This window comes from Salipiger sp. PrR003 (assembly GCF_010500785.1).
Taxonomy (GTDB): Bacteria; Pseudomonadota; Alphaproteobacteria; order Rhodobacterales; family Rhodobacteraceae; genus Salipiger; species Salipiger pacificus_A.
Map to the genome: position 1 here is coordinate 1 of NZ_JAAGOV010000078.1, position 17,129 is coordinate 17,129.

The window sequence follows — 17,129 nt, forward strand, 5'->3', positions numbered from 1 at the left end:
GTTCCACGTCCATGATTTCGAGTGGTTTTCCGGCCTCGAGAGCCACGGCTGCACGGGTTCGCATGTCGATGTTCCTTGCTGCTAGGAGTGCGGTTGCCAGCACCTAGCTGTGCAATCCTCTCATTCGCAAGAGTTTTGGCGATCAATACGCCGCTATTCGAAGCAGCCCGACCACAGCTGCCAATCCCTCAACTTGCCGAAACACCGCAAAGACCGAGCTCGCAGCCCCGTCCGCCAAACGAAAAAGGGCCCTGCCGTTGCCGGCAGGGCCCAGGTTCTCTCCCGAGGAGAGAGTAAATTATTCGGCGTCTGCCAGAGCCTCTTCGGCTTCCAGGCGGGCCTTGTCGGCTGCGCCCTTGGCCGAGACGTCGCGGTCGACGAATTCGATGATCGCCATCGGAGCCATGTCGCCATAACGGAAACCGGCTTTCAGGATGCGGAGGTAGCCGCCCTGGCGTTCTGCATAGCGCGGGCCGAGCACGTCGAAGAGCTTGGCAACGTGCATGTCCTGCTTGAGCTGCGCGGCAGCCTGACGGCGGGCGTGGATGTCACCGCGCTTGCCGAGGGTGACGAGCTTCTCCACCACGCGGCGGAGTTCTTTTGCCTTGGGCAGGGTGGTCTTGATCTGCTCATGCTCGATGAGCGAGCCGGCCATGTTTGCCCACAGCGCCTTGCGGTGCTCGTGGGTACGGTTCAGGCGGCGGTAACCTTTTGCGTGACGCATTTTCTATCTCCAGATACGTGTTTTGCTTTGTCCGGGATCCCATGCGTGCGGGACCCTCACCTTGGGGCGGAACGCCCTTGTGCGAAAGGCGGGGTTTCCCCCGCCCCTCGTTCGGCTCAGAACTGGTCTTCCAGTTTCTTCGCCAGATCTTCGATGTTGTCCGGCGGCCAATCCTCGACATCCATGCCGAGGTGCAGACCCATTCCGGACAGCACTTCCTTGATCTCGTTGAGCGACTTCCGGCCGAAGTTCGGGGTGCGGAGCATCTCGGCTTCGGTCTTCTGGATCAGATCGCCGATGTAGACGATGTTGTCGTTCTTGAGGCAGTTCGCGGAGCGCACCGAGAGTTCCAGCTCGTCCACCTTCTTGAGGAGGAGCGGGTTGAACTCGAGACCGTCGTCGTCGTCCTGACGGCCGGCGGATTCGGGCTCTTCGAAGTTCACGAAGATCGACAGCTGGTCCTGCAGGATGCGGGCCGCAAAGGCGATCGCGTCCTCGGGCGTGACCGAACCATCGGTCTCGACCTTCATGGTCAGCTTGTCGTAGTCGAGAACCTGGCCCTCACGGGTCGGCTGCACGTCATAGGCCACCTTCTTGACCGGCGAGTAGATCGCGTCGATCGGGATGAGGCCGATGGGTGCATCTTCCGGCTTGTTCTTGTCAGCCGAAACGTAGCCCTTGCCGGTGTTGACGGTCAGTTCCACGTAGAAGTCCGCGCCCTCGTCGAGGTGGCAGATCACGTGGTCCTTGTTGAGAACGTCGATACCAGCGGTCTCGGTGATGTCGGCAGCCGTCACCACGCCCGGACCTTTTGCGGTCAGGGAGAGGCGCTTCGGGCCTTCGACTTCCATACGGAGAGCCACGCCCTTGAGGTTGAGGATGATGTCGGTGACATCTTCCCGCACGCCGGCGACCGACGAAAACTCGTGCAGAACGTTGTCGATCTGCACAGAGGTGATTGCCGCACCCTGAAGGCTCGACAACAGGACCCGACGCAGCGCGTTGCCGAGGGTCAGGCCGAAGCCACGCTCGAGCGGTTCTGCGACGAGGGTCGCAACGCGGGTAGGATCGGCGCCGGGGCGAACCTCCAGCTGGGTCGGCTTGATAAGTTCAGCCCAGTTCTTGTGGATCATGCGTCCCTCCATTCCAGTCCGTGCCCCATGTCCAAAGGCGCGGACGCCCGAGGTTGAAATGACGAAGGCAGGGCCCCGCGCGCATGGCGAGGCCCCACCCCTTAAGTAAGTCCGATCAGACGCGACGGCGCTTCGGCGGACGGCAGCCGTTGTGAGCAATCGGCGTCACGTCGCGGATCGACGTGATGTTGAAGCCCACGGCAGCCAGTGCGCGCAGAGCCGATTCACGACCCGAACCCGGGCCCTGAACTTCGACTTCAAGCGTCTTCACACCATGTTCCTGTGCCTTGCGGCCAGCATCTTCGGCGGCGAGCTGGGCAGCGTAGGGGGTCGACTTACGCGAGCCCTTGAAGCCCATGGTGCCGGCGGACGACCAAGAGATCGCGTTGCCTTGCACATCCGAGATCAGGATCTTGGTGTTGTTGAACGACGAGTTAACATGCGCCACGCCAGCGGCGATGTTCTTGGAGACCTTCTTCTTGCCTCCGCGACGGGTATCACGTGCCATTGGTCAGCCTCCCTTACTTCTTCTTGCCGGCAATCGGCTTCGCGGGGCCCTTGCGGGTACGCGCGTTGGTGTGGGTCCGCTGACCGCGGACGGGGAGGTTGCGACGGTGACGCAGGCCACGGTAGCAGCCGAGGTCCATCAGGCGCTTGATGTTCATCTGCGTCTCACGGCGCAGGTCGCCTTCGACGGTGTAGTTCGCGTCGATGTGCTCGCGGATCGCCAGAACTTCGGCGTCCGACAGCTCGTTCACGCGACGGGTCACGTCGATGTTCACGGCTTCGCAGATGGCCTGGGCGGAGGTGTCGCCGATACCGGTGATATAGGTCAGGGCGATCGGCACCCGTTTGTGAGTCGGGATGTTAACGCCGGCAATACGTGCCAAGTGTCTATTCCTTTCGTTGCGGTTCCGTAGCTCCAGAACCTTTTTTCACAACATGAGCCCGGAACGCATACACGTCACCGGGCCTTCCGCTGATGAGGTAATCTGCAAGACAGGCGCCGCCCGCCTCGCAGACCGAGTCTCTGTAAGAGATGGGAGTGGGTATGAGGATTCGGAAAGGGCGTCAAGACCCATTCCGGAACCAATCCTCAACCTGATCTGTTTACCGTTTCATGAAGGCCACGACAACCCTCCCCCCGTCCACGAACCGGCCGCAGACTACCGCCGATCTGCTTTCCGGCGCCCCCTGCCCTCCACGCGGCCCGCGCCTTTCGGAGCGGGGAAGCGCAACAGCATGATCTACCAACTTCTCTATACGAGCCGCTCCGTCGTGCCGCGCGGAGGCGGATCGGATCTCGAGATCCTCGCATCCGCGCTCACCAACAACCAAAAGCTCGGGGTGACCGGCTGCCTGCTGCGCGAGGAATCGGGTTTCTGTCAGGTGCTGGAAGGCGCGAAGGATACCGTGCGCGGGCTCTTCGAGCACATCCGCAAGGACGAGAGGCACTTTGGCGTGACCGAGAGGATAAACCGCCTGGTGCCGGCACGCAGCTTCGCGAGCTGGAGCATGTGCTACGGCGCGCTGTCCGCCGAGGAGCACGCCTTCCTATCGCGGCGCTTCGCCGGAGAGGCGCGCAATCTCGCGCTGGTCTTCGACCGGGTGCGCGCAATCGCGGTGGCGAGCTGACCTTCTGGGGGTGATTTTCTGAAAGAAGGTGGGGGCTCCGCCCCCGTCCGCTGGAGCGGACTCCCCCGGGTACTTCCGCCTAGAAGAAAGGCGCGGCCCGGGGGAGCTCTTGCGTCAGGGCCTTGGCGTCAGGCCTTGAGCTTTTCCGCGATGGCGGTCTTCACCTCGGCGATCTCGCCGAGCCCGTCGACGCGGGTGTGCTGGCCCTTGGCATAGTAATAGCCGATCAGCGGCGACGTCTGCTTGTAGTACTCCATCAGCCGCTTCTGCAGCGCCTGCGCATTGTCGTCGGCGCGGCGCTTGAACTCGGTGCCGCCGCAGACGGTGCACTTGCCATCGGACGGGATCGGCTTGGTGAGATCGTTGTAGACCTCTCCGCAAGAACCGCAGGTCGAGCGAGCGGTGATGCGCTGCACCAGCGCATCGTCGTTCACCCGCAGCTCGACGACCTTGTCGAGGCTCTGGCCCTGCTCTTCGAGCAGCTCGGCCAAAGCATCCGCCTGCTTCAGCGTACGCGGGAAGCCATCGAAGATGTAGCCTGCCGAGGGGTTCTCTTCGAGCTTCTCGCGGATCAGGCCGATGACGATCTCGTCCGTGACGAGTTCGCCCCGGGCCATCACCTCGGCGACCTTCTTGCCCATCTCGGTGCCGCTGTCCTTGGCTTCGCGCAGCATGTCACCGGTCGAAAGCTGGATCATGCCGCGCTCTTCCACGAGGATCCGGGCCTGAGTGCCCTTGCCTGCGCCGGGCGGTCCAAGAAGAATGATGTTCATCGCCGTGCGGGTCCCTTCCGTTTGCGTGCCTTGCCCTTGCCGCGCAGCTGCGACTTCTGGATCAGGCCTTCGTATTGATGTGCGAGCAGGTGGCTCTGGACCTGCTGGATCGTGTCCATGGTCACCGAGACCACGATCAGGACCGAAGTGCCGCCGAAGTAGAACGGGATCGCGAACTGCGAGCGCAGGATCTCGGGCAGCAGGCAGACCAGGGTCAGATAGGCCGCGCCGAGCACGAGCACGCGGTTGACCACGTATTCGAGGTGCTCCGCGGTTCGCTTACCCGGGCGGATGCCGGGAATGAAACCATTCTGGTTCTTCAGGTTGTCGGCGACTTCCTCCGTCTTGAACGACACGTTGTGCGTGTAGAAATAGGCGAAGAAGATGATCATTGCCGCGAAGAACAGCAGATAGAGCGGCTGACCCGGACCGAAGTAGGCGAGGATCGTCGACATGATCGGACCGGTCGAGCCAGCCTGGCTGAAGGTCGCGATCGTGGTCGGCAGCAACAGCAGCGAGCTGGCGAAAATCGCCGGGATCACGCCCGCCGGGTTCACCTTGATCGGCAGGTGCGACTGCTGGGCCTCGGTCATTCTCATGCCGACTTGGCGGCGCGGGTACTGGATGGTGATCTTGCGCAGCGCCCGTTCCATGAACACCACGAACATGATCACCACGACCACCATGACAATCACGCCGATGATCAGCGCCGGCGAGATCGCGCCCGAGCGGCCCGAGGCGAAGAACTGTGCCAGGGCGGCGGGGATCTCGGCAATGATGCCGACGAAGATGATGAGAGAGATGCCGTTGCCGATGCCGCGGGCGGTGATCTGCTCCCCCAGCCACATCAGGAACATCGTGCCGCCGACAAGGGTGATCACCACCGCAGCGCGGAAGTACCAGCCCGGATCATGGGCAAGATCGCCGGCCTCGAGGCTGACCGCAAGCCCGTAGGCTTGGAACAGCGCGAGAGCCACCGTGCCGTAGCGCGTGTACTGGTTGATCTTCTTGCGGCCCTGATCGCCCTCTTTCTTCAGCTGCTCAAGCGCCGGCACCATGGCCGTCAGGAGCTGAACGATGATCGAGGCGGAGATGTAGGGCATGATGCCGAGGGCAAAGATGCCCATGCGTCCCAGCGCGCCACCGGTGAACATCGACACCATGCCGCCGATGCCTTGGCCGGCCTGTTCCATGAACTGGCGCAGCGCGGTGCCGTCGATGCCCGGAACCGGGATATACGTGCCGAGTCGGTAGACGACCAGCAGCCCCAGCGTGAAGAAGATGCGGTTGCGAAGGTCCGTCGCCTTGCCGAGCGCCGCCCAGCTGGTATTGGCGGCCATTTGTTCCACAGCGGATGCCATGAGGGTCCTCTCTCAGACGAAACGCCGCCGGGGCGCTTTCCGGCTCCGGCGGCGTTCGTGGAAAACATGGGGCCTTATGTAAGCGGCTCAAGAGCCGCTCACAACCCGCTTATTCAGCCGCGCCTGCGGTCTTCAGCGCGCCACCTGCCTTCTCGACCGCCTCGACAGCGGCTTTCGAAGCGCCGGTCACCTCGATGGTGAGAGCGGCGGTGACGTCACCTTTCGCGAGAACGCGAATGCCGTCGAGCTTGCGGCGCACCAGGCCGGACGTAACGAGGCTGTCCTCGTTGATCGACGCGGCGTCGAGCTTGCCTGCTTCGACGAATTTCTGGATCAGGCCCAGGTTCACGACAGCGTAGGACTTCCGGTTCGGCTTGTTGAAGCCGCGCTTCGGAAGACGCTGGTACAGCGGCATCTGGCCACCTTCGTAGCCGTTGATGGCCACACCCGAACGGGATTTTTGACCCTTGATACCACGGCCACCGGTCTTGCCCTTGCCGGAGCCCGGGCCGCGGCCGATGCGTTTCTTGGAGCGGGTTGCGCCCTCGTTGTCGCGCAGTTCGTGCAGTTTCATGTCGCTTCTCCTTGCCGGATGTGCCCCCCAGCGACGGATGGAGCAACCACGGCATTAGACGGTTAAGGATTCGGAGCCAGACTCGGGGAGCCGGCCACCGGGGGCGTATAGCGTCCGAGACGGAACGGCGCAAGGGATTAGCCAAGGTCGCGCCGGCACCGCATCCTTTTGGTTGCGGAGTGTCACCGGAAATTCGTTGAGATCGGGTTAACGGGCAAATCCCTTCGAAGGGATTCGCTGGCCAGTCCCCTGCCCGGGGAGCGGCGCAAAAGAAAACGCCCCGGCATGAGGTCCGGGGCGCTTCCGAGATTGGCGAAGGAACGGCTCAGCCGCGCTCTTCGATGATCTCTACCAGGTGCGGGATCTTGCGAACCATGCCGCGCACGGCGGGGGTGTCCTCAAGCTCGCGGGTCTTGTTCATCTTGTTCAGACCCAGGCCGATCAGCGTCTGGCGCTGCACGGCGGGGCGACGGATCGGCGAGCCGATCTGCTTCACAACGATGGTCTTAGCCATGGATCTCAGGCCTCCTCAGCCACTTGCGACGATTCCGCGGGGGCCTCGTCACGCTTGGGAAGGATGTCTGCCACCTTCTTGCCGCGACGCTGAGCGACGCTGCGGGGCGAGTTGACCTTTTCCAGTGCGTTCAGCGTGGCGCGGATCATGTTGTAGGGGTTCTGCGAGCCGATCGACTTGGCGACCACGTCGTGCACGCCCAGCATCTCGAACACTGCACGCATCGGACCACCGGCGATGATACCGGTACCTTGCGGTGCGGTGCGCATCACCACGCGGCCAGCGCCGTGACGGCCTTCGATGTCGTGGTGCAGCGTGCGGCCTTCGCGCAGCGGCACGCGAATCATCTTGCGCTTGGCTTGCTCGGTGGCCTTGCGGATGGCCTCGGGGACCTCCTTGGCCTTGCCCTTGCCGAAGCCCACGCGGCCCTTCTGGTCGCCGACGACGACAAGCGCGGCGAAGCCGAAACGCTTACCGCCCTTGACGGTTTTGGACACGCGGTTGATCGCGACAAGGCGATCTGCGAATTCCGGGGCTTCGTCACGTTCGCGACGGTTCCCGCGGCGGTTATCACGTTCTGCCATCAGGCATCCCTTTTTTCAGGTTGGCGCGTGGCGGACCGGAGCAGAGCCCGGGCCACATCGGCACCGATTGGACCAATCCAGGTGATCGCCGAAGAAGCTTCGGAGTCGATCCCGGATCATCGAGGCGTTCCCGCCTGCAAAAGCGCAAGGCGGGTACGAGCCCCGCCTTGCGGATTGTCGATCAGGCGGCAGGCAAGCCCGCCGCGGTGATCAGATTTTCAGACCTGCTTCGCGGGCTGCGTCGGCCAGAGCCTTGACGCGACCGTGGAAGAGGAAACCGCCGCGGTCGAAGTAGGCTTCTTCCACACCGGCTTTCTTCGCGCGCTCGGCAATCGCGGCGCCGACCTTCTGGGCGGCTTCCACGGTGCCTTTGCCGACGACGCCCAGATCCTTCTCGAGCGAGGAGGCTGCGGCCAGGGTCACGCCCTGGATGTCGTCGATCAGCTGCACGCTGATGTTCTTGTTCGAGCGGTGCACCGACAGGCGAACACGCCCGGCGTTGACCTTGCGAAGCTTGTTCCGGACGCGCAGGCGGCGCTTTAGGAACAGTTCCCGTTTGCTGAGTGCCATTTTTCGCGTCCTTACTTCTTCTTGCCTTCCTTGGCGAAGATGTATTCGCCCTTATAGCGAATACCCTTGCCTTTGTAGGGCTCGGGGCGGCGCCAGTCGCGGATGTTCGCCGCAACCTGACCGACTTCCTGGAGATCGTGACCTTCGACAATGATCTCGGTCGGCTTCGGCGTGGTGACCGTGATGCCGGCGGGGATGTCGAAGTTCACATCGTGGCTGTAGCCCAGGTTCAGCTTCAGGACGTTGCCCTGAACCGCGGCGCGGTAACCCACACCCTGGATCTCGAGCTCTTTCTTGAAGGTGTTCTGAACACCGTGGACCATGTTCCCGATCACGGTGCGGGACATGCCCCACTGCTGGCGGGCGCGCTTGGAATTGCCGCGCGGCGCCACAGTGATGGTGTTGTCCTCGACCGCAATGGTCACGTCGTCGGTCGCGTTGAAGGTCTGGGTGCCTTTCGGGCCCTTCACTTCGACGGTCTGGCCGGAGACGGATGCGGAAACACCCGACGGCAGCTCGACCGGTTTTTTACCAATACGAGACATAAGCCCCTCCTTAGAAGACCGTGCAGAGCACCTCGCCGCCGACATTGGCAGCGCGGGCATTTGCGTCCGACATCACGCCCTTCGGCGTGCTGACAATCGACAGACCGAGGCCCTGACGGACCTGCGGGATGTCACTGACACCCATGTAGACGCGACGACCGGGCTTGGAGACCCGCTTCACTTCGCGAATGACGGGGTTGCCGTCGAAGTACTTCAGGCTGATTTCGAGCGTGCCGTGGCCGCGCTCGTCGGTGCTTTTTTCGTAGCCGCGGATGTAGCCTTCGTCCTTGAGGACGTCGAGCACCCAGGCACGCAGCTTCGAAGCGGGGGTCGACACGGTCGACTTGCCGCGCATCTGCGCGTTACGGATACGGGTGAGCATATCGCCGATAGGATCGTTCATCGTATACCCTCCTTACCAGCTCGACTTGACCACACCGGGAAGCTGACCGTTCGAGCCGAGCTCGCGCAGGGCGATACGGCTGATCTTCAGCTTCCGGTAGTAGGCGTGGGGACGACCGGTCAGTTGGCAACGGTTGTGCAGACGGGTCGGCGAGGAGTTGCGCGGCAGTTTCGCCAGTTCAAGGCGAGCCTTGAAGCGCTCTTCCATCGGTTTGCTTTCGTCGGTCGCGATCTCTTTCAGAGCGGCGCGCTTGGCGGCGTATTGCTCCACCAGCTTCTGCCGCTTCTTCTCGCGTTCGATCATGGATTTTTTGGCCATGTGTCTCGCTCCTCAGGCGTTGAAGGGCATGTTGAAATGCTTCAACAGCGCCTTGGCTTCCGCGTCGGTGTCAGCGGTGGTGGTGATGATCACGTCGATACCCCAAACCTCATCGACCTTGTCGAATTCGATTTCGGGGAACACGATGTGCTCCTTGATGCCCATGGCAAAGTTGCCACGACCGTCGAAGGACGGCTTCACACCACGGAAGTCGCGGATACGCGGCATCGCGATGTTGACCAGGCGATCGAGGAAATCGTACATCCGGTCACCGCGAAGGGTAACCTTGGCACCGAGCGGCATGTCTTCACGGACGCGGAAGCCGGCGATCGACTTCTTTGCCTTGGTGGTGACAGCCAGCTGACCGGCGATCTGGGTCAGGTCTTCCTGAGCCGACTTCGCCTTCTTGGAGTCGCGCACGGCTTCTGCGCCGCAGCCGATGTTCAGAACGATCTTGTCGAGTGCAGGAACCTGCATCGCGTTCTTGTAGCCGAACTCTTCCATGAGAGCGGCCTTGATCGACTCGCGGTACTGCGTCTTGAGACGCGGCGTGTAGGTCGCGGTATCAAGCATCGATCACGTCCCCCGTGGTCTTGGCGAAGCGCACCTTCTTGTCACCTTCCATGCGGAAGCCGACGCGGGTTGCCTTGCCGTTGGCATCGACGATGGCCAGCTTCGACAGGTCGAGCGGCATGGCTTTCGACACGCGGCCACCCTGCGAGGTCTGGCTCTGACGGGTGTGACGGACGGCCATGTTCACGCCGCCGACAACAGCCTTGCCAGCCTTGGGATCGACGGATTCGATGGTGCCGGTCTTGCCCTTGTCCTTGCCGGACAGAACGATGACCTTGTCACCTTTGCGGAGTTTGGCAGCCATTACAGCACCTCCGGGGCGAGCGAGATGATCTTCATGAAGTTCTTCGCGCGCAGTTCGCGAACCACCGGCCCGAAAATACGGGTGCCGACAGGCTCGCCCGAGTTGTTCAGGATGACGGCCGCGTTGCGGTCGAAGCGGATCGACGTGCCATCTTCACGACGAACTTCCTTGGCGGTGCGCACGACGACGGCCTTGCGGACGTCACCTTTCTTCACGCGGCCGCGCGGAATGGCCTCTTTCACCGAGACGACGATGATGTCGCCGACCGATGCGTAGCGGCGATGCGAGCCGCCGAGGACCTTGATGCACTGAACTTTCCGGGCACCGGAATTGTCAGCAACATCCAGATTGGTCTGCATCTGGATCATTTGGTTTCTCCCGACCTTTGGGGGTTGTTCTTGGTCTACCCCCCAGGGTTTCGATGATGCTGGGCACCATCGCAGGAAACGTCTGGACCCCGATCAGATGACCGGGGCTTGGACGTTTACTCTGCGATAACTTCCCAGCGCTTCGTCTTGGACTTCGGCGCGCATTCGATGATGCGGACCGTATCGCCAACAGCGAATTTCTCAGCTTCGTCGTGAGCCCGGTACTTCTTGGACTTACGGATGGTCTTTTGCATGACCGGGTGCTTGAAGCGACGCTCGACCGAAACGGTGACGGTCTGTGCGTTTGCCGTGGAGGTCACGGTGCCTTGCAGGATACGCTTGGGCATGAGTTAGCCTCCCTTACTCGGTTGCTGCCGCGCCGGCGGCTTTTTGGTTCAGCACGGTGTTGACGCGGGCAACGTCGCGGCGCACCTGGCGGATGCGTGCGGTGTTCTCGAGTGCGCCGGTCGCTTTCTGGAAGCGCAGGTTGAACGCTTCCTTTTTCAGCGCGACGAGCTCGTCCCGGAGCTGGTCCGGGGTCTTGTTCGCAAGTTCTTTGGCGTCCATATGGTCGCTCCTTCGTTTCAACATCACCGGAGAGCCCCGTCGTGTTACGGGTCACCCTGATTCCCGGTGGAGGTGGATGAGCGCGCGATATAGGCCAGATTCTGGACCATGACAACCCTGTAAAACAAGGGCTCACGCGCATGGCTGGCTTGTCCGGAGCGGGGGGCCGGAACGCCGTCCCCCACCTGTAGCGGAATGCCTGGCCGGGATCACTCCCACTTGTAGTTGAAGCTGACCGAGATGCGCTCGTCGTCGGACATGTTCATCGGCACCTCGTGGCGCAGCCAGCTTTCCCAAAGCAGCACGTCGCCCACGGCGGGGGCCTCGTAGACGAAGGCCTTCAGCTCCTCGCGGCAGCTCTTCCTGCGCGTGGGGGCGGCCATCATCATCGGCAGGCGGGGATCCTCGAGCTTGAGCGCGCTGGCGCCCTCGGGCATCGAGACATAGGTCGTGCCCGCGATCACCGAATGCGGGTGAATGTGCGAGCTGTGCGTGCCGCCCTCGGGCAGGATGTTGATCCAGAGATCCTCGAGCAGCAGCTTCTTGTCGCCCAGCTCGAACTCGAGATCCTCGGCAAAGGCCGCGACATGGGCGTCGAGCGATTTCACCAGGTCACCGAAGATCGGGAAGCGCCAGGGCAGGTCCGTCAGCGAGGCATAGGAGGTGTAGCCCGGGTAATCATTGGCTTCGCACCATTCCTGGCCGGCCTCGTCGTCCTCGGCGATGGAATAGCACGAGCCCTCGAGCTCGTCCGCGTCGATCGCGGGGCCGTACTCCGAAAGCTGGGCACGATAGAGGCGTGTGGCGAAGAGAGAGCGGATCTGGGCCATGGCACTGTCCTGAAGCGGTTGCGGCGGCGGGTCTCCCCTGCCCCGTGGATTGGAACGGAAAACCCCCGCCGATCGCTCGGCGGGGGCTTGTCTCATGCGGTCATCCCGAAGGGATTACCAGTCCTCGCGAACCACGACGCGCGACTTGATCGGCAGTTTCATCGCCGCCAGACGCAGCGCCTCGCGGGCGACGTCCTCGGGAACACCGTCGATCTCGAACATCACGCGGCCCGGCTTCACTTTGCAGGCCCAGTAATCCACGGAACCTTTACCCTTACCCATACGAACTTCGGTGGGCTTGGAGGTCACGGGGGTGTCCGGGAAGATACGGATCCAGACCCGGCCCTGACGCTTCATATGGCGGGTCATCGCGCGGCGAGCCGCTTCGATCTGACGAGCCGTCACACGCTCGGGCTGAAGAGCCTTCAGGCCAAAGTGGCCGAAGTTCAGGTCGGAACCGCCCTTGGCCTCACCCTTGATGCGGCCCTTGAACATCTTCCGGAATTTAGTGCGTTTCGGTTGAAGCATTTCTCAAACCTCCTCAGCGACGGCCGCCCATGGCGCCGCGCGGAGCCGGACCGTCCTGCAGTTCCTGCGACTTGCGTTCGCGGGCAGAGGGGTCATGCTCCATGATCTCGCCTTTGAAGATCCAGACCTTGATCCCGATGATACCATAGGGGGTCGTTGCTTCAACGTGCGAGTAATCGATGTCGGCGCGCAGGGTGTGCAGGGGCACACGACCTTCGCGATACCATTCGGTACGAGCGATCTCGGCACCGCCGAGACGACCAGCGACGTTCACGCGGATGCCCAGGGCGCCCATGCGCATGGCGTTTTGCACGGCACGCTTCATGGCACGACGGAAGGACACACGACGCTCGAGCTGTTGCGCGATGCTCTCACCCACGAGGCGGGCGTCGAGTTCGGGCTTGCGCACTTCAACGATGTTGAGGTGCAGCTCGGAGTCGGTCATGTTGGCAAGCTTTTTGCGCAGGACTTCGATGTCCGCGCCTTTCTTGCCGATAATGACACCGGGGCGTGCGGTGTGGATCGTCACGCGGCACTTCTTGTGCGGACGCTCGATGATCACACGTGCGACGCCGGCCTGCTTGCACTCTTCGTGGATGAAATCGCGGATCGCGAGGTCTTCCAGAAGCAGATCACCGTAGTCTTTGGTGTCAGCGTACCAGCGGCTGTCCCAGGTGCGGTTCACCTGAAGGCGCATGCCGATCGGATTGGTCTTGTTACCCATTAGGCTTGCTCCTCGACCTGACGCACCTTGATGGTGAGTTCCGAGAACGGCTTGTTGATGCGGCCGAAGCGGCCACGTGCACGCGGACGACCGCGCTTCATCACAAGGTTCTTGCCCACGTAGGCTTCGGCGACGACGAGTTCATCGACGTCCAGCCCGTGGTTGTTCTCGGCGTTCGCGATAGCGGACTGAAGGCACTTCTTCACGTCCACGGCGATCCGCTTCTTCGAGAAGGTCAGGTCCGTGAGGGCCCGCTCGACCTTCTTGCCACGGATCAGCGCGGCCACCAGGTTCAGCTTCTGGGGCGAAGTGCGCAGCATGCGCAGCTTTGCCATCGCCTCGTTGTCCGCCACGCGGCGGGGATTCTTATCCTTGCCCATGGCTTACTTCCTCTTGGCTTTTTTGTCAGCCGCGTGGCCATAATAGGTCCGGGTCGGCGAGTACTCACCGAACTTCTGACCGATCATGTCTTCGGTGACATTGACGGGAACATGCTTCTGGCCGTTGTAGACCGCGAACGTCAGACCCACGAACTGGGGCAGGATCGTCGAGCGGCGCGACCAGATTTTGATGACTTCGTTCTTGCCAGATTCGCGAACCTTCTCGGCCTTTTTCAGGACGTAGGCGTCAACGAACGGGCCTTTCCAAACAGAGCGCGTCATGGATTACCGCCCCTTCTTCTTAGCGTGGCGCGAGCGGATGATCAGCTTCTGCGACGCCTTGTTGGTGTTGCGGGTACGCTTGCCCTTGGTCGGCTTGCCCCACGGGGTCACCGGGTGACGACCACCCGAGGTACGACCCTCACCACCACCGTGCGGGTGGTCGATCGGGTTCATAACGACGCCGCGGACCGACGGACGCTTGCCATAGTGGCGGTTACGACCGGCTTTACCGAGGTTCTGGTTCGAGTTGTCGGGGTTCGACACGGCACCGATGGTGGCCATGCATTCCTGACGAACCATGCGAAGCTCGCCCGAGGAGAGGCGGATCTGAGCGTAGCCACCGTCACGGCCGACGAACTGGGCGTAGGTGCCCGCGGCGCGTGCGATCTGGCCGCCCTTGCCGGGCTTCAGCTCGATGTTGTGGACGATCGTACCGATCGGCATGCCCGAGAAGGGCATCGCGTTTCCGGGCTTGATGTCGGCCTTGGCCGACGCCACGACGCGGTCGCCGATGGCGAGACGCTGCGGTGCCAGGATGTAGGCCTGCTCGCCGTCGTCATACTGGACGAGGGCGATGAATGCGGTCCGGTTCGGGTCGTATTCGATGCGGGCCACGGTGGCCGACACGTCGAACTTGTTCCGCTTGAAGTCCACGATGCGATAGAGACGCTTCGCGCCACCGCCGCGGCGGCGTGCGGTGATCCGTCCGGTGTTGTTCCGGCCGCCCGATTTCGTCAGACCCTCGGTGAGGGCCTTGACGGGACGTCCTTTATACAGCTCCGAACGGTCGATCAGCACCAGCCCGCGCTGGCCCGGCGTCGTCGGCTTGTACGACTTAAGTGCCATGCTTTCTGTCTTCCGTTGTAATGCGACAGCACCCGCGTATCGGGTGTGCCGGAGTTTAGCCCCCCGAAGGTGGCCGTGTCATAGGGCCCCGAAGGTCCCCGGCGATCTGTTCTTGCGAACAAAAGCTAAGCCCCGGACGAATCCGGGGCTCAGCGGATGGCCTGCTCTAGTCAAAGAGTCGGCTGACGTCAAGCGCATCCCCTGTCGCAGGCCCGCTCGGAGCCCTTATTCGCCGAGGCTTCGGGCAACTTGCACCCTCCCCTCCCCGGCCGGGAAAGTGGAAAAGCCCCCGCGGATGCGAGGGCTTTCCCGAAGTGGTCGAAGACGACGATCAGAGACCGGTGGTCACGTCGATCGTGTTGCCCTCTTCGAGGGTAACATAGGCCTTCTTGACGTCGTTCCGCTTGCCGATCTGGCCGCGGAAACGCTTCACCTTGCCCTTGGTGATGGTGGTGTTCACCGCCTTCACCTTCACGCCGAAGAGCGCCTCGACGGCCTCCTTGACCTGGGGTTTGGTCGAGTCGATCGACACTTCGAAGACCACGGTGCCGTTCTCGCCGACCATGGTGGTTTTCTCGGTGATGATCGGCTTGCGGATCACGTCGTAGTGGTGTGCCTTAGCGGTCATTTCAGTCGAGCCTCCAGAGCTTCGACACCCGCCTTGGTGATCACCAGGGTGTCACGCTTGAGGATGTCATACACGTTGGCGCCGACGGAGGGCAGCACGTCCAGACCTTCGATGTTCGCGGCGGCGCGGGCAAAGCCCTCGTTCACTGCGGCACCGTCGATCACCAGAGCGCGCTTCCAGCCCAGGTTCTTCACCTGTGCCGCCAGCGTCTTGGTCTTGCCGTCGGTCTCGGCGTTCTCGATGATCACGAGCGAGCCGGTCTTGGCTTTCGCCGAGAGCGCCAGCTTGAGGCCGAGAGCACGGACCTTCTTGGGCAGGTCATGCGCGTGGCTGCGCGGGGTCGGACCCTTGTAGATACCACCCTTGCGGAAGATCGGCGCCTTGCGCGAACCGTGGCGTGCGCCGCCGGTGCCCTTCTGGCGATAGATCTTCTTGGTCGAGTAGCTCACTTCCGAGCGGGTCTTGACCTTGTGCGTACCGGCCTGGGCCTTGTTACGCTGCCAGCGAACCACACGGTGCAGAATGTCGGCGCGCGGCTCGAGATCAAAGATCGCGTCCGTCAGCTCGACTTCGCCCGCGGCACCGCCGTCGAGTTTGATCACGTCGAGTTTCATTCGTCGCCTTCCTTCTCTTCGGCTGCGGCTTCAGCAGGAGCTGCAGCGGATTTCAGGCCGGCCGGCAGAGCAGCGTTCTCGGGGAACGGCTTCTTCACGGCGTCCTTGATGGTCACCCAGCCGCCTTTGGAGCCCGGCACCGCGCCCTTGATCATGATGATGCCGCGATCGGCATCGGTCTTCACGACCTGCAGGTTCTGCGTGGTGACACGGACGGCACCCATGTGGCCGGCCATTTTCTTGCCTTTGAAGACCTTGCCCGGGTCCTGACACTGACCGGTCGAACCGTGCGAACGGTGCGAAATCGACACGCCGTGCGATGCACGAAGACCACCGAAGTTGTGGCGCTTCATGGCACCGGCAAAGCCCTTACCGATGGTCGTGCCGGCAACGTCGACATACTGACCTTCGAAGTAGTGCTCGGCCGAGATCTCTTCGCCGACGGCGATGAGGTTCTCTGCGTCGACGCGGAATTCCGCGATCTTCCGCTTCGGTTCAACCTTGGCTGCGGCGAAGTGGCCGCGCATGGCCTTCGACACGTTCTTGGCCTTTGCCGCACCGGCGCCGAGCTGAACGGCGCTGTAGCCGTCCTTGTCAGCGGTCCGCTGTGCGACGACCTGGCAACCTTCGAGTTGGAGGACGGTCACAGGGATCTGCTTGCCGTCTTCCATGAAAAGCCGGGTCATGCCGACTTTCTTTGCGATAACTCCAGAGCGCAACATCATCTGCCCCCTTACACCTTGATCTCGACGTCCACGCCGGCCGCCAGGTCGAGCTTCATGAGCGCGTCCACGGTCTGCGGGGTCGGATCGACGATGTCGAGCAGACGCTTGTGCGTGCGGATCTCGAACTGATCGCGGGATTTCTTGTTCACGTGCGGGCCACGCAGAACGGTGAATTTCTCAATCTTGTTCGGCAGCGGGATCGGGCCGCGAACAGTAGCGCCTGTGCGCTTGGCGGTGTTCACGATTTCCTGCGTCGATGCATCGAGGACGCGGTAATCGAACGCCTTGAGCCGGATACGGATGTTCTGGTTCATCGAACAGTCCTATTTTGGCGTTGAGGTTGAGAGGAGGATGGACGCGCATCGCCGCACCCTCATCGAACCTAAAAGGCGGGGAATCACCCCGCCCTTCACGACCCGTGGGCCGTTGCGCGCGTATACGTCCGAGAGACCTGCTTGACAAGCCCCAGAGCGCCGGCGCGGCGCGGGTATTTCCGCATTTTGGCCTGATCTGGACGCCACGCGCCCGTCCCGGCGGCCTGCGGAAACGGAAAAGGGGCCGCCCGATGGGCGGCCCCTTCGCAATGCCCGCCCGGTCCGAGGACCGGGCAGAAGCGCATCACTCGA

Annotated in this window: 29 protein-coding genes; 1 reads left to right on the forward strand and 28 read right to left on the reverse strand. The window is 62.5% G+C overall.

Features of this window, described 5'->3' with window-relative positions; translation table 11 throughout:
• Window positions 1-298: 298 nt before the first annotated feature.
• From rplQ to rpsM, 4 genes are all read right to left on the reverse strand, one after another.
• Window positions 299-724, reverse strand: coding sequence for a 50S ribosomal protein L17 (gene rplQ / locus G0D83_RS25845; RefSeq protein WP_108964509.1), 426 nt, complete (start codon window positions 722-724; stop codon window positions 299-301).
• Between the two features lie 116 nt (window positions 725-840).
• Window positions 841-1,857 carry a DNA-directed RNA polymerase subunit alpha gene (locus G0D83_RS25850; RefSeq protein WP_095881762.1) on the reverse strand — a complete coding sequence of 339 codons (1,017 nt, stop codon included), beginning with the start codon at window positions 1,855-1,857 and terminating at the stop codon, window positions 841-843.
• A gap of 115 nt (window positions 1,858-1,972) precedes the next feature.
• Window positions 1,973-2,365: a 30S ribosomal protein S11 gene (gene rpsK, locus G0D83_RS25855; protein WP_072780049.1), complete on the reverse strand. Its 393-nt coding sequence runs from the start codon at window positions 2,363-2,365 to the stop codon at window positions 1,973-1,975.
• 13 nt (window positions 2,366-2,378) lie between these two features.
• Window positions 2,379-2,747, reverse strand: a complete 369-nt coding sequence (gene rpsM / locus G0D83_RS25860; protein ID WP_108964508.1) for a 30S ribosomal protein S13 — start codon at window positions 2,745-2,747, stop codon at window positions 2,379-2,381.
• Between the two features lie 352 nt (window positions 2,748-3,099).
• On the opposite strand from rpsM, the gene G0D83_RS25865 reads away from it, so the two are divergent.
• A complete protein-coding gene (locus tag G0D83_RS25865; protein ID WP_164197450.1) occupies window positions 3,100-3,492 on the forward strand; it encodes a BLUF domain-containing protein in 393 nt (130 codons plus the stop codon).
• A 128-nt stretch (window positions 3,493-3,620) separates the two neighbouring features.
• Here G0D83_RS25865 and G0D83_RS25870 read toward each other — a convergent pair whose 3' ends face one another.
• The 24 genes from G0D83_RS25870 to rpsJ form a co-directional block, all read right to left on the reverse strand.
• Complete coding sequence (locus G0D83_RS25870) at window positions 3,621-4,265, reverse strand: adenylate kinase (protein WP_164197451.1); 645 nt, start codon at window positions 4,263-4,265, stop codon at window positions 3,621-3,623.
• A complete protein-coding gene (gene secY / locus G0D83_RS25875; RefSeq protein WP_108964505.1) occupies window positions 4,262-5,626 on the reverse strand; it encodes a preprotein translocase subunit SecY in 1,365 nt (454 codons plus the stop codon). Before secY ends, G0D83_RS25870 begins: the two co-directional genes overlap by 4 nt.
• 109 nt (window positions 5,627-5,735) lie before the next feature.
• On the reverse strand, window positions 5,736-6,200 hold the full coding sequence (rplO, locus tag G0D83_RS25880) for a 50S ribosomal protein L15 (protein ID WP_164197452.1): 465 nt from the start codon (window positions 6,198-6,200) through the stop codon (window positions 5,736-5,738).
• Window positions 6,201-6,525: 325 nt separating this feature from the next.
• Complete coding sequence (rpmD, locus tag G0D83_RS25885; RefSeq protein ID WP_066104107.1) at window positions 6,526-6,714, reverse strand: 50S ribosomal protein L30; 189 nt, start codon at window positions 6,712-6,714, stop codon at window positions 6,526-6,528.
• A 5-nt stretch (window positions 6,715-6,719) separates the two neighbouring features.
• Window positions 6,720-7,298 carry a 30S ribosomal protein S5 gene (gene rpsE / locus G0D83_RS25890; protein WP_108964503.1) on the reverse strand — a complete coding sequence of 193 codons (579 nt, stop codon included), beginning with the start codon at window positions 7,296-7,298 and terminating at the stop codon, window positions 6,720-6,722.
• A gap of 210 nt (window positions 7,299-7,508) precedes the next feature.
• Window positions 7,509-7,868, reverse strand: coding sequence for a 50S ribosomal protein L18 (rplR, locus tag G0D83_RS25895; RefSeq protein WP_092424792.1), 360 nt, complete (start codon window positions 7,866-7,868; stop codon window positions 7,509-7,511).
• 11 nt (window positions 7,869-7,879) lie between these two features.
• Entirely contained in the window at window positions 7,880-8,413 is a 534-nt protein-coding gene (gene rplF / locus G0D83_RS25900) for a 50S ribosomal protein L6 (protein ID WP_108964502.1), read from the reverse strand.
• 10 nt (window positions 8,414-8,423) lie between these two features.
• Entirely contained in the window at window positions 8,424-8,816 is a 393-nt protein-coding gene (gene rpsH, locus G0D83_RS25905) for a 30S ribosomal protein S8 (protein WP_164197453.1), read from the reverse strand.
• Between the two features lie 12 nt (window positions 8,817-8,828).
• Window positions 8,829-9,134, reverse strand: coding sequence for a 30S ribosomal protein S14 (rpsN, locus tag G0D83_RS25910; RefSeq protein ID WP_108964500.1), 306 nt, complete (start codon window positions 9,132-9,134; stop codon window positions 8,829-8,831).
• Window positions 9,135-9,146: 12 nt separating this feature from the next.
• Window positions 9,147-9,707 carry a 50S ribosomal protein L5 gene (gene rplE / locus G0D83_RS25915; RefSeq protein WP_164197454.1) on the reverse strand — a complete coding sequence of 187 codons (561 nt, stop codon included), beginning with the start codon at window positions 9,705-9,707 and terminating at the stop codon, window positions 9,147-9,149.
• Window positions 9,700-10,011 (reverse strand): 50S ribosomal protein L24, encoded by a 312-nt coding sequence (rplX, locus tag G0D83_RS25920; RefSeq protein ID WP_164197455.1) that lies wholly within the window; start codon window positions 10,009-10,011, stop codon window positions 9,700-9,702. Before rplX ends, rplE begins: the two co-directional genes overlap by 8 nt.
• A complete protein-coding gene (gene rplN / locus G0D83_RS25925) occupies window positions 10,011-10,379 on the reverse strand; it encodes a 50S ribosomal protein L14 (RefSeq protein ID WP_005854833.1) in 369 nt (122 codons plus the stop codon). Before rplN ends, rplX begins: the two co-directional genes overlap by 1 nt.
• A gap of 116 nt (window positions 10,380-10,495) precedes the next feature.
• Window positions 10,496-10,726 carry a 30S ribosomal protein S17 gene (rpsQ, locus tag G0D83_RS25930; protein ID WP_095880734.1) on the reverse strand — a complete coding sequence of 77 codons (231 nt, stop codon included), beginning with the start codon at window positions 10,724-10,726 and terminating at the stop codon, window positions 10,496-10,498.
• 13 nt (window positions 10,727-10,739) lie between these two features.
• On the reverse strand, window positions 10,740-10,946 hold the full coding sequence (gene rpmC, locus G0D83_RS25935; RefSeq protein ID WP_066104080.1) for a 50S ribosomal protein L29: 207 nt from the start codon (window positions 10,944-10,946) through the stop codon (window positions 10,740-10,742).
• A 209-nt stretch (window positions 10,947-11,155) separates the two neighbouring features.
• Window positions 11,156-11,776 carry a 2OG-Fe(II) oxygenase family protein gene (locus G0D83_RS25940; protein ID WP_164197456.1) on the reverse strand — a complete coding sequence of 207 codons (621 nt, stop codon included), beginning with the start codon at window positions 11,774-11,776 and terminating at the stop codon, window positions 11,156-11,158.
• A gap of 114 nt (window positions 11,777-11,890) precedes the next feature.
• A complete protein-coding gene (rplP, locus tag G0D83_RS25945) occupies window positions 11,891-12,304 on the reverse strand; it encodes a 50S ribosomal protein L16 (protein WP_095880736.1) in 414 nt (137 codons plus the stop codon).
• Between the two features lie 13 nt (window positions 12,305-12,317).
• Window positions 12,318-13,028 (reverse strand): 30S ribosomal protein S3, encoded by a 711-nt coding sequence (rpsC, locus tag G0D83_RS25950; RefSeq protein ID WP_108964497.1) that lies wholly within the window; start codon window positions 13,026-13,028, stop codon window positions 12,318-12,320.
• Entirely contained in the window at window positions 13,028-13,408 is a 381-nt protein-coding gene (gene rplV, locus G0D83_RS25955; RefSeq protein ID WP_092424772.1) for a 50S ribosomal protein L22, read from the reverse strand. Before rplV ends, rpsC begins: the two co-directional genes overlap by 1 nt.
• Before the next feature lie 3 nt (window positions 13,409-13,411).
• Window positions 13,412-13,690, reverse strand: coding sequence for a 30S ribosomal protein S19 (gene rpsS / locus G0D83_RS25960; RefSeq protein WP_092424770.1), 279 nt, complete (start codon window positions 13,688-13,690; stop codon window positions 13,412-13,414).
• Window positions 13,691-13,693: 3 nt separating this feature from the next.
• Window positions 13,694-14,536, reverse strand: coding sequence for a 50S ribosomal protein L2 (rplB, locus tag G0D83_RS25965; RefSeq protein WP_066104062.1), 843 nt, complete (start codon window positions 14,534-14,536; stop codon window positions 13,694-13,696).
• 331 nt (window positions 14,537-14,867) lie between these two features.
• Window positions 14,868-15,164, reverse strand: a complete 297-nt coding sequence (locus tag G0D83_RS25970; protein ID WP_108964496.1) for a 50S ribosomal protein L23 — start codon at window positions 15,162-15,164, stop codon at window positions 14,868-14,870.
• Window positions 15,161-15,778 carry a 50S ribosomal protein L4 gene (gene rplD / locus G0D83_RS25975; protein WP_164197457.1) on the reverse strand — a complete coding sequence of 206 codons (618 nt, stop codon included), beginning with the start codon at window positions 15,776-15,778 and terminating at the stop codon, window positions 15,161-15,163. The genes G0D83_RS25970 and rplD overlap by 4 nt, the downstream gene beginning before the upstream one ends.
• Window positions 15,775-16,500 (reverse strand): 50S ribosomal protein L3, encoded by a 726-nt coding sequence (gene rplC, locus G0D83_RS25980; protein ID WP_095880741.1) that lies wholly within the window; start codon window positions 16,498-16,500, stop codon window positions 15,775-15,777. Before rplC ends, rplD begins: the two co-directional genes overlap by 4 nt.
• Window positions 16,501-16,511: 11 nt before the next feature.
• Window positions 16,512-16,817, reverse strand: a complete 306-nt coding sequence (gene rpsJ, locus G0D83_RS25985; RefSeq protein WP_066104052.1) for a 30S ribosomal protein S10 — start codon at window positions 16,815-16,817, stop codon at window positions 16,512-16,514.
• Window positions 16,818-17,129: the final 312 nt, after the last annotated feature.

What these genes read in the sequence shown, in the direction of transcription:
- rplQ (WP_108964509.1), bottom strand. Translation starts at nt 724, where the DNA reads ATGCGTCACGCAAAAGGTTACCGCCGCCTGAACCGTACCCACGAGCAC.
- G0D83_RS25850 (WP_095881762.1), bottom strand. Translation starts at nt 1,857, where the DNA reads ATGATCCACAAGAACTGGGCTGAACTTATCAAGCCGACCCAGCTGGAG.
- rpsK (WP_072780049.1), bottom strand. Translation starts at nt 2,365, where the DNA reads ATGGCACGTGATACCCGTCGCGGAGGCAAGAAGAAGGTCTCCAAGAAC.
- G0D83_RS25865 (WP_164197450.1), top strand. Translation starts at nt 3,100, where the DNA reads ATGATCTACCAACTTCTCTATACGAGCCGCTCCGTCGTGCCGCGCGGA.
- G0D83_RS25870 (WP_164197451.1), bottom strand. Translation starts at nt 4,265, where the DNA reads ATGAACATCATTCTTCTTGGACCGCCCGGCGCAGGCAAGGGCACTCAG.
- secY (WP_108964505.1), bottom strand. Translation starts at nt 5,626, where the DNA reads ATGGCATCCGCTGTGGAACAAATGGCCGCCAATACCAGCTGGGCGGCG.
- rplO (WP_164197452.1), bottom strand. Translation starts at nt 6,200, where the DNA reads ATGAAACTGCACGAACTGCGCGACAACGAGGGCGCAACCCGCTCCAAG.
- rpmD (WP_066104107.1), bottom strand. Translation starts at nt 6,714, where the DNA reads ATGGCTAAGACCATCGTTGTGAAGCAGATCGGCTCGCCGATCCGTCGC.
- rpsE (WP_108964503.1), bottom strand. Translation starts at nt 7,298, where the DNA reads ATGGCAGAACGTGATAACCGCCGCGGGAACCGTCGCGAACGTGACGAA.
- rplR (WP_092424792.1), bottom strand. Translation starts at nt 7,868, where the DNA reads ATGGCACTCAGCAAACGGGAACTGTTCCTAAAGCGCCGCCTGCGCGTC.
- rplF (WP_108964502.1), bottom strand. Translation starts at nt 8,413, where the DNA reads ATGTCTCGTATTGGTAAAAAACCGGTCGAGCTGCCGTCGGGTGTTTCC.
- rpsH (WP_164197453.1), bottom strand. Translation starts at nt 8,816, where the DNA reads ATGAACGATCCTATCGGCGATATGCTCACCCGTATCCGTAACGCGCAG.
- rpsN (WP_108964500.1), bottom strand. Translation starts at nt 9,134, where the DNA reads ATGGCCAAAAAATCCATGATCGAACGCGAGAAGAAGCGGCAGAAGCTG.
- rplE (WP_164197454.1), bottom strand. Translation starts at nt 9,707, where the DNA reads ATGCTTGATACCGCGACCTACACGCCGCGTCTCAAGACGCAGTACCGC.
- rplX (WP_164197455.1), bottom strand. Translation starts at nt 10,011, where the DNA reads ATGGCTGCCAAACTCCGCAAAGGTGACAAGGTCATCGTTCTGTCCGGC.
- rplN (WP_005854833.1), bottom strand. Translation starts at nt 10,379, where the DNA reads ATGATCCAGATGCAGACCAATCTGGATGTTGCTGACAATTCCGGTGCC.
- rpsQ (WP_095880734.1), bottom strand. Translation starts at nt 10,726, where the DNA reads ATGCCCAAGCGTATCCTGCAAGGCACCGTGACCTCCACGGCAAACGCA.
- rpmC (WP_066104080.1), bottom strand. Translation starts at nt 10,946, where the DNA reads ATGGACGCCAAAGAACTTGCGAACAAGACCCCGGACCAGCTCCGGGAC.
- G0D83_RS25940 (WP_164197456.1), bottom strand. Translation starts at nt 11,776, where the DNA reads ATGGCCCAGATCCGCTCTCTCTTCGCCACACGCCTCTATCGTGCCCAG.
- rplP (WP_095880736.1), bottom strand. Translation starts at nt 12,304, where the DNA reads ATGCTTCAACCGAAACGCACTAAATTCCGGAAGATGTTCAAGGGCCGC.
- rpsC (WP_108964497.1), bottom strand. Translation starts at nt 13,028, where the DNA reads ATGGGTAACAAGACCAATCCGATCGGCATGCGCCTTCAGGTGAACCGC.
- rplV (WP_092424772.1), bottom strand. Translation starts at nt 13,408, where the DNA reads ATGGGCAAGGATAAGAATCCCCGCCGCGTGGCGGACAACGAGGCGATG.
- rpsS (WP_092424770.1), bottom strand. Translation starts at nt 13,690, where the DNA reads ATGACGCGCTCTGTTTGGAAAGGCCCGTTCGTTGACGCCTACGTCCTG.
- rplB (WP_066104062.1), bottom strand. Translation starts at nt 14,536, where the DNA reads ATGGCACTTAAGTCGTACAAGCCGACGACGCCGGGCCAGCGCGGGCTG.
- G0D83_RS25970 (WP_108964496.1), bottom strand. Translation starts at nt 15,164, where the DNA reads ATGACCGCTAAGGCACACCACTACGACGTGATCCGCAAGCCGATCATC.
- rplD (WP_164197457.1), bottom strand. Translation starts at nt 15,778, where the DNA reads ATGAAACTCGACGTGATCAAACTCGACGGCGGTGCCGCGGGCGAAGTC.
- rplC (WP_095880741.1), bottom strand. Translation starts at nt 16,500, where the DNA reads ATGTTGCGCTCTGGAGTTATCGCAAAGAAAGTCGGCATGACCCGGCTT.
- rpsJ (WP_066104052.1), bottom strand. Translation starts at nt 16,817, where the DNA reads ATGAACCAGAACATCCGTATCCGGCTCAAGGCGTTCGATTACCGCGTC.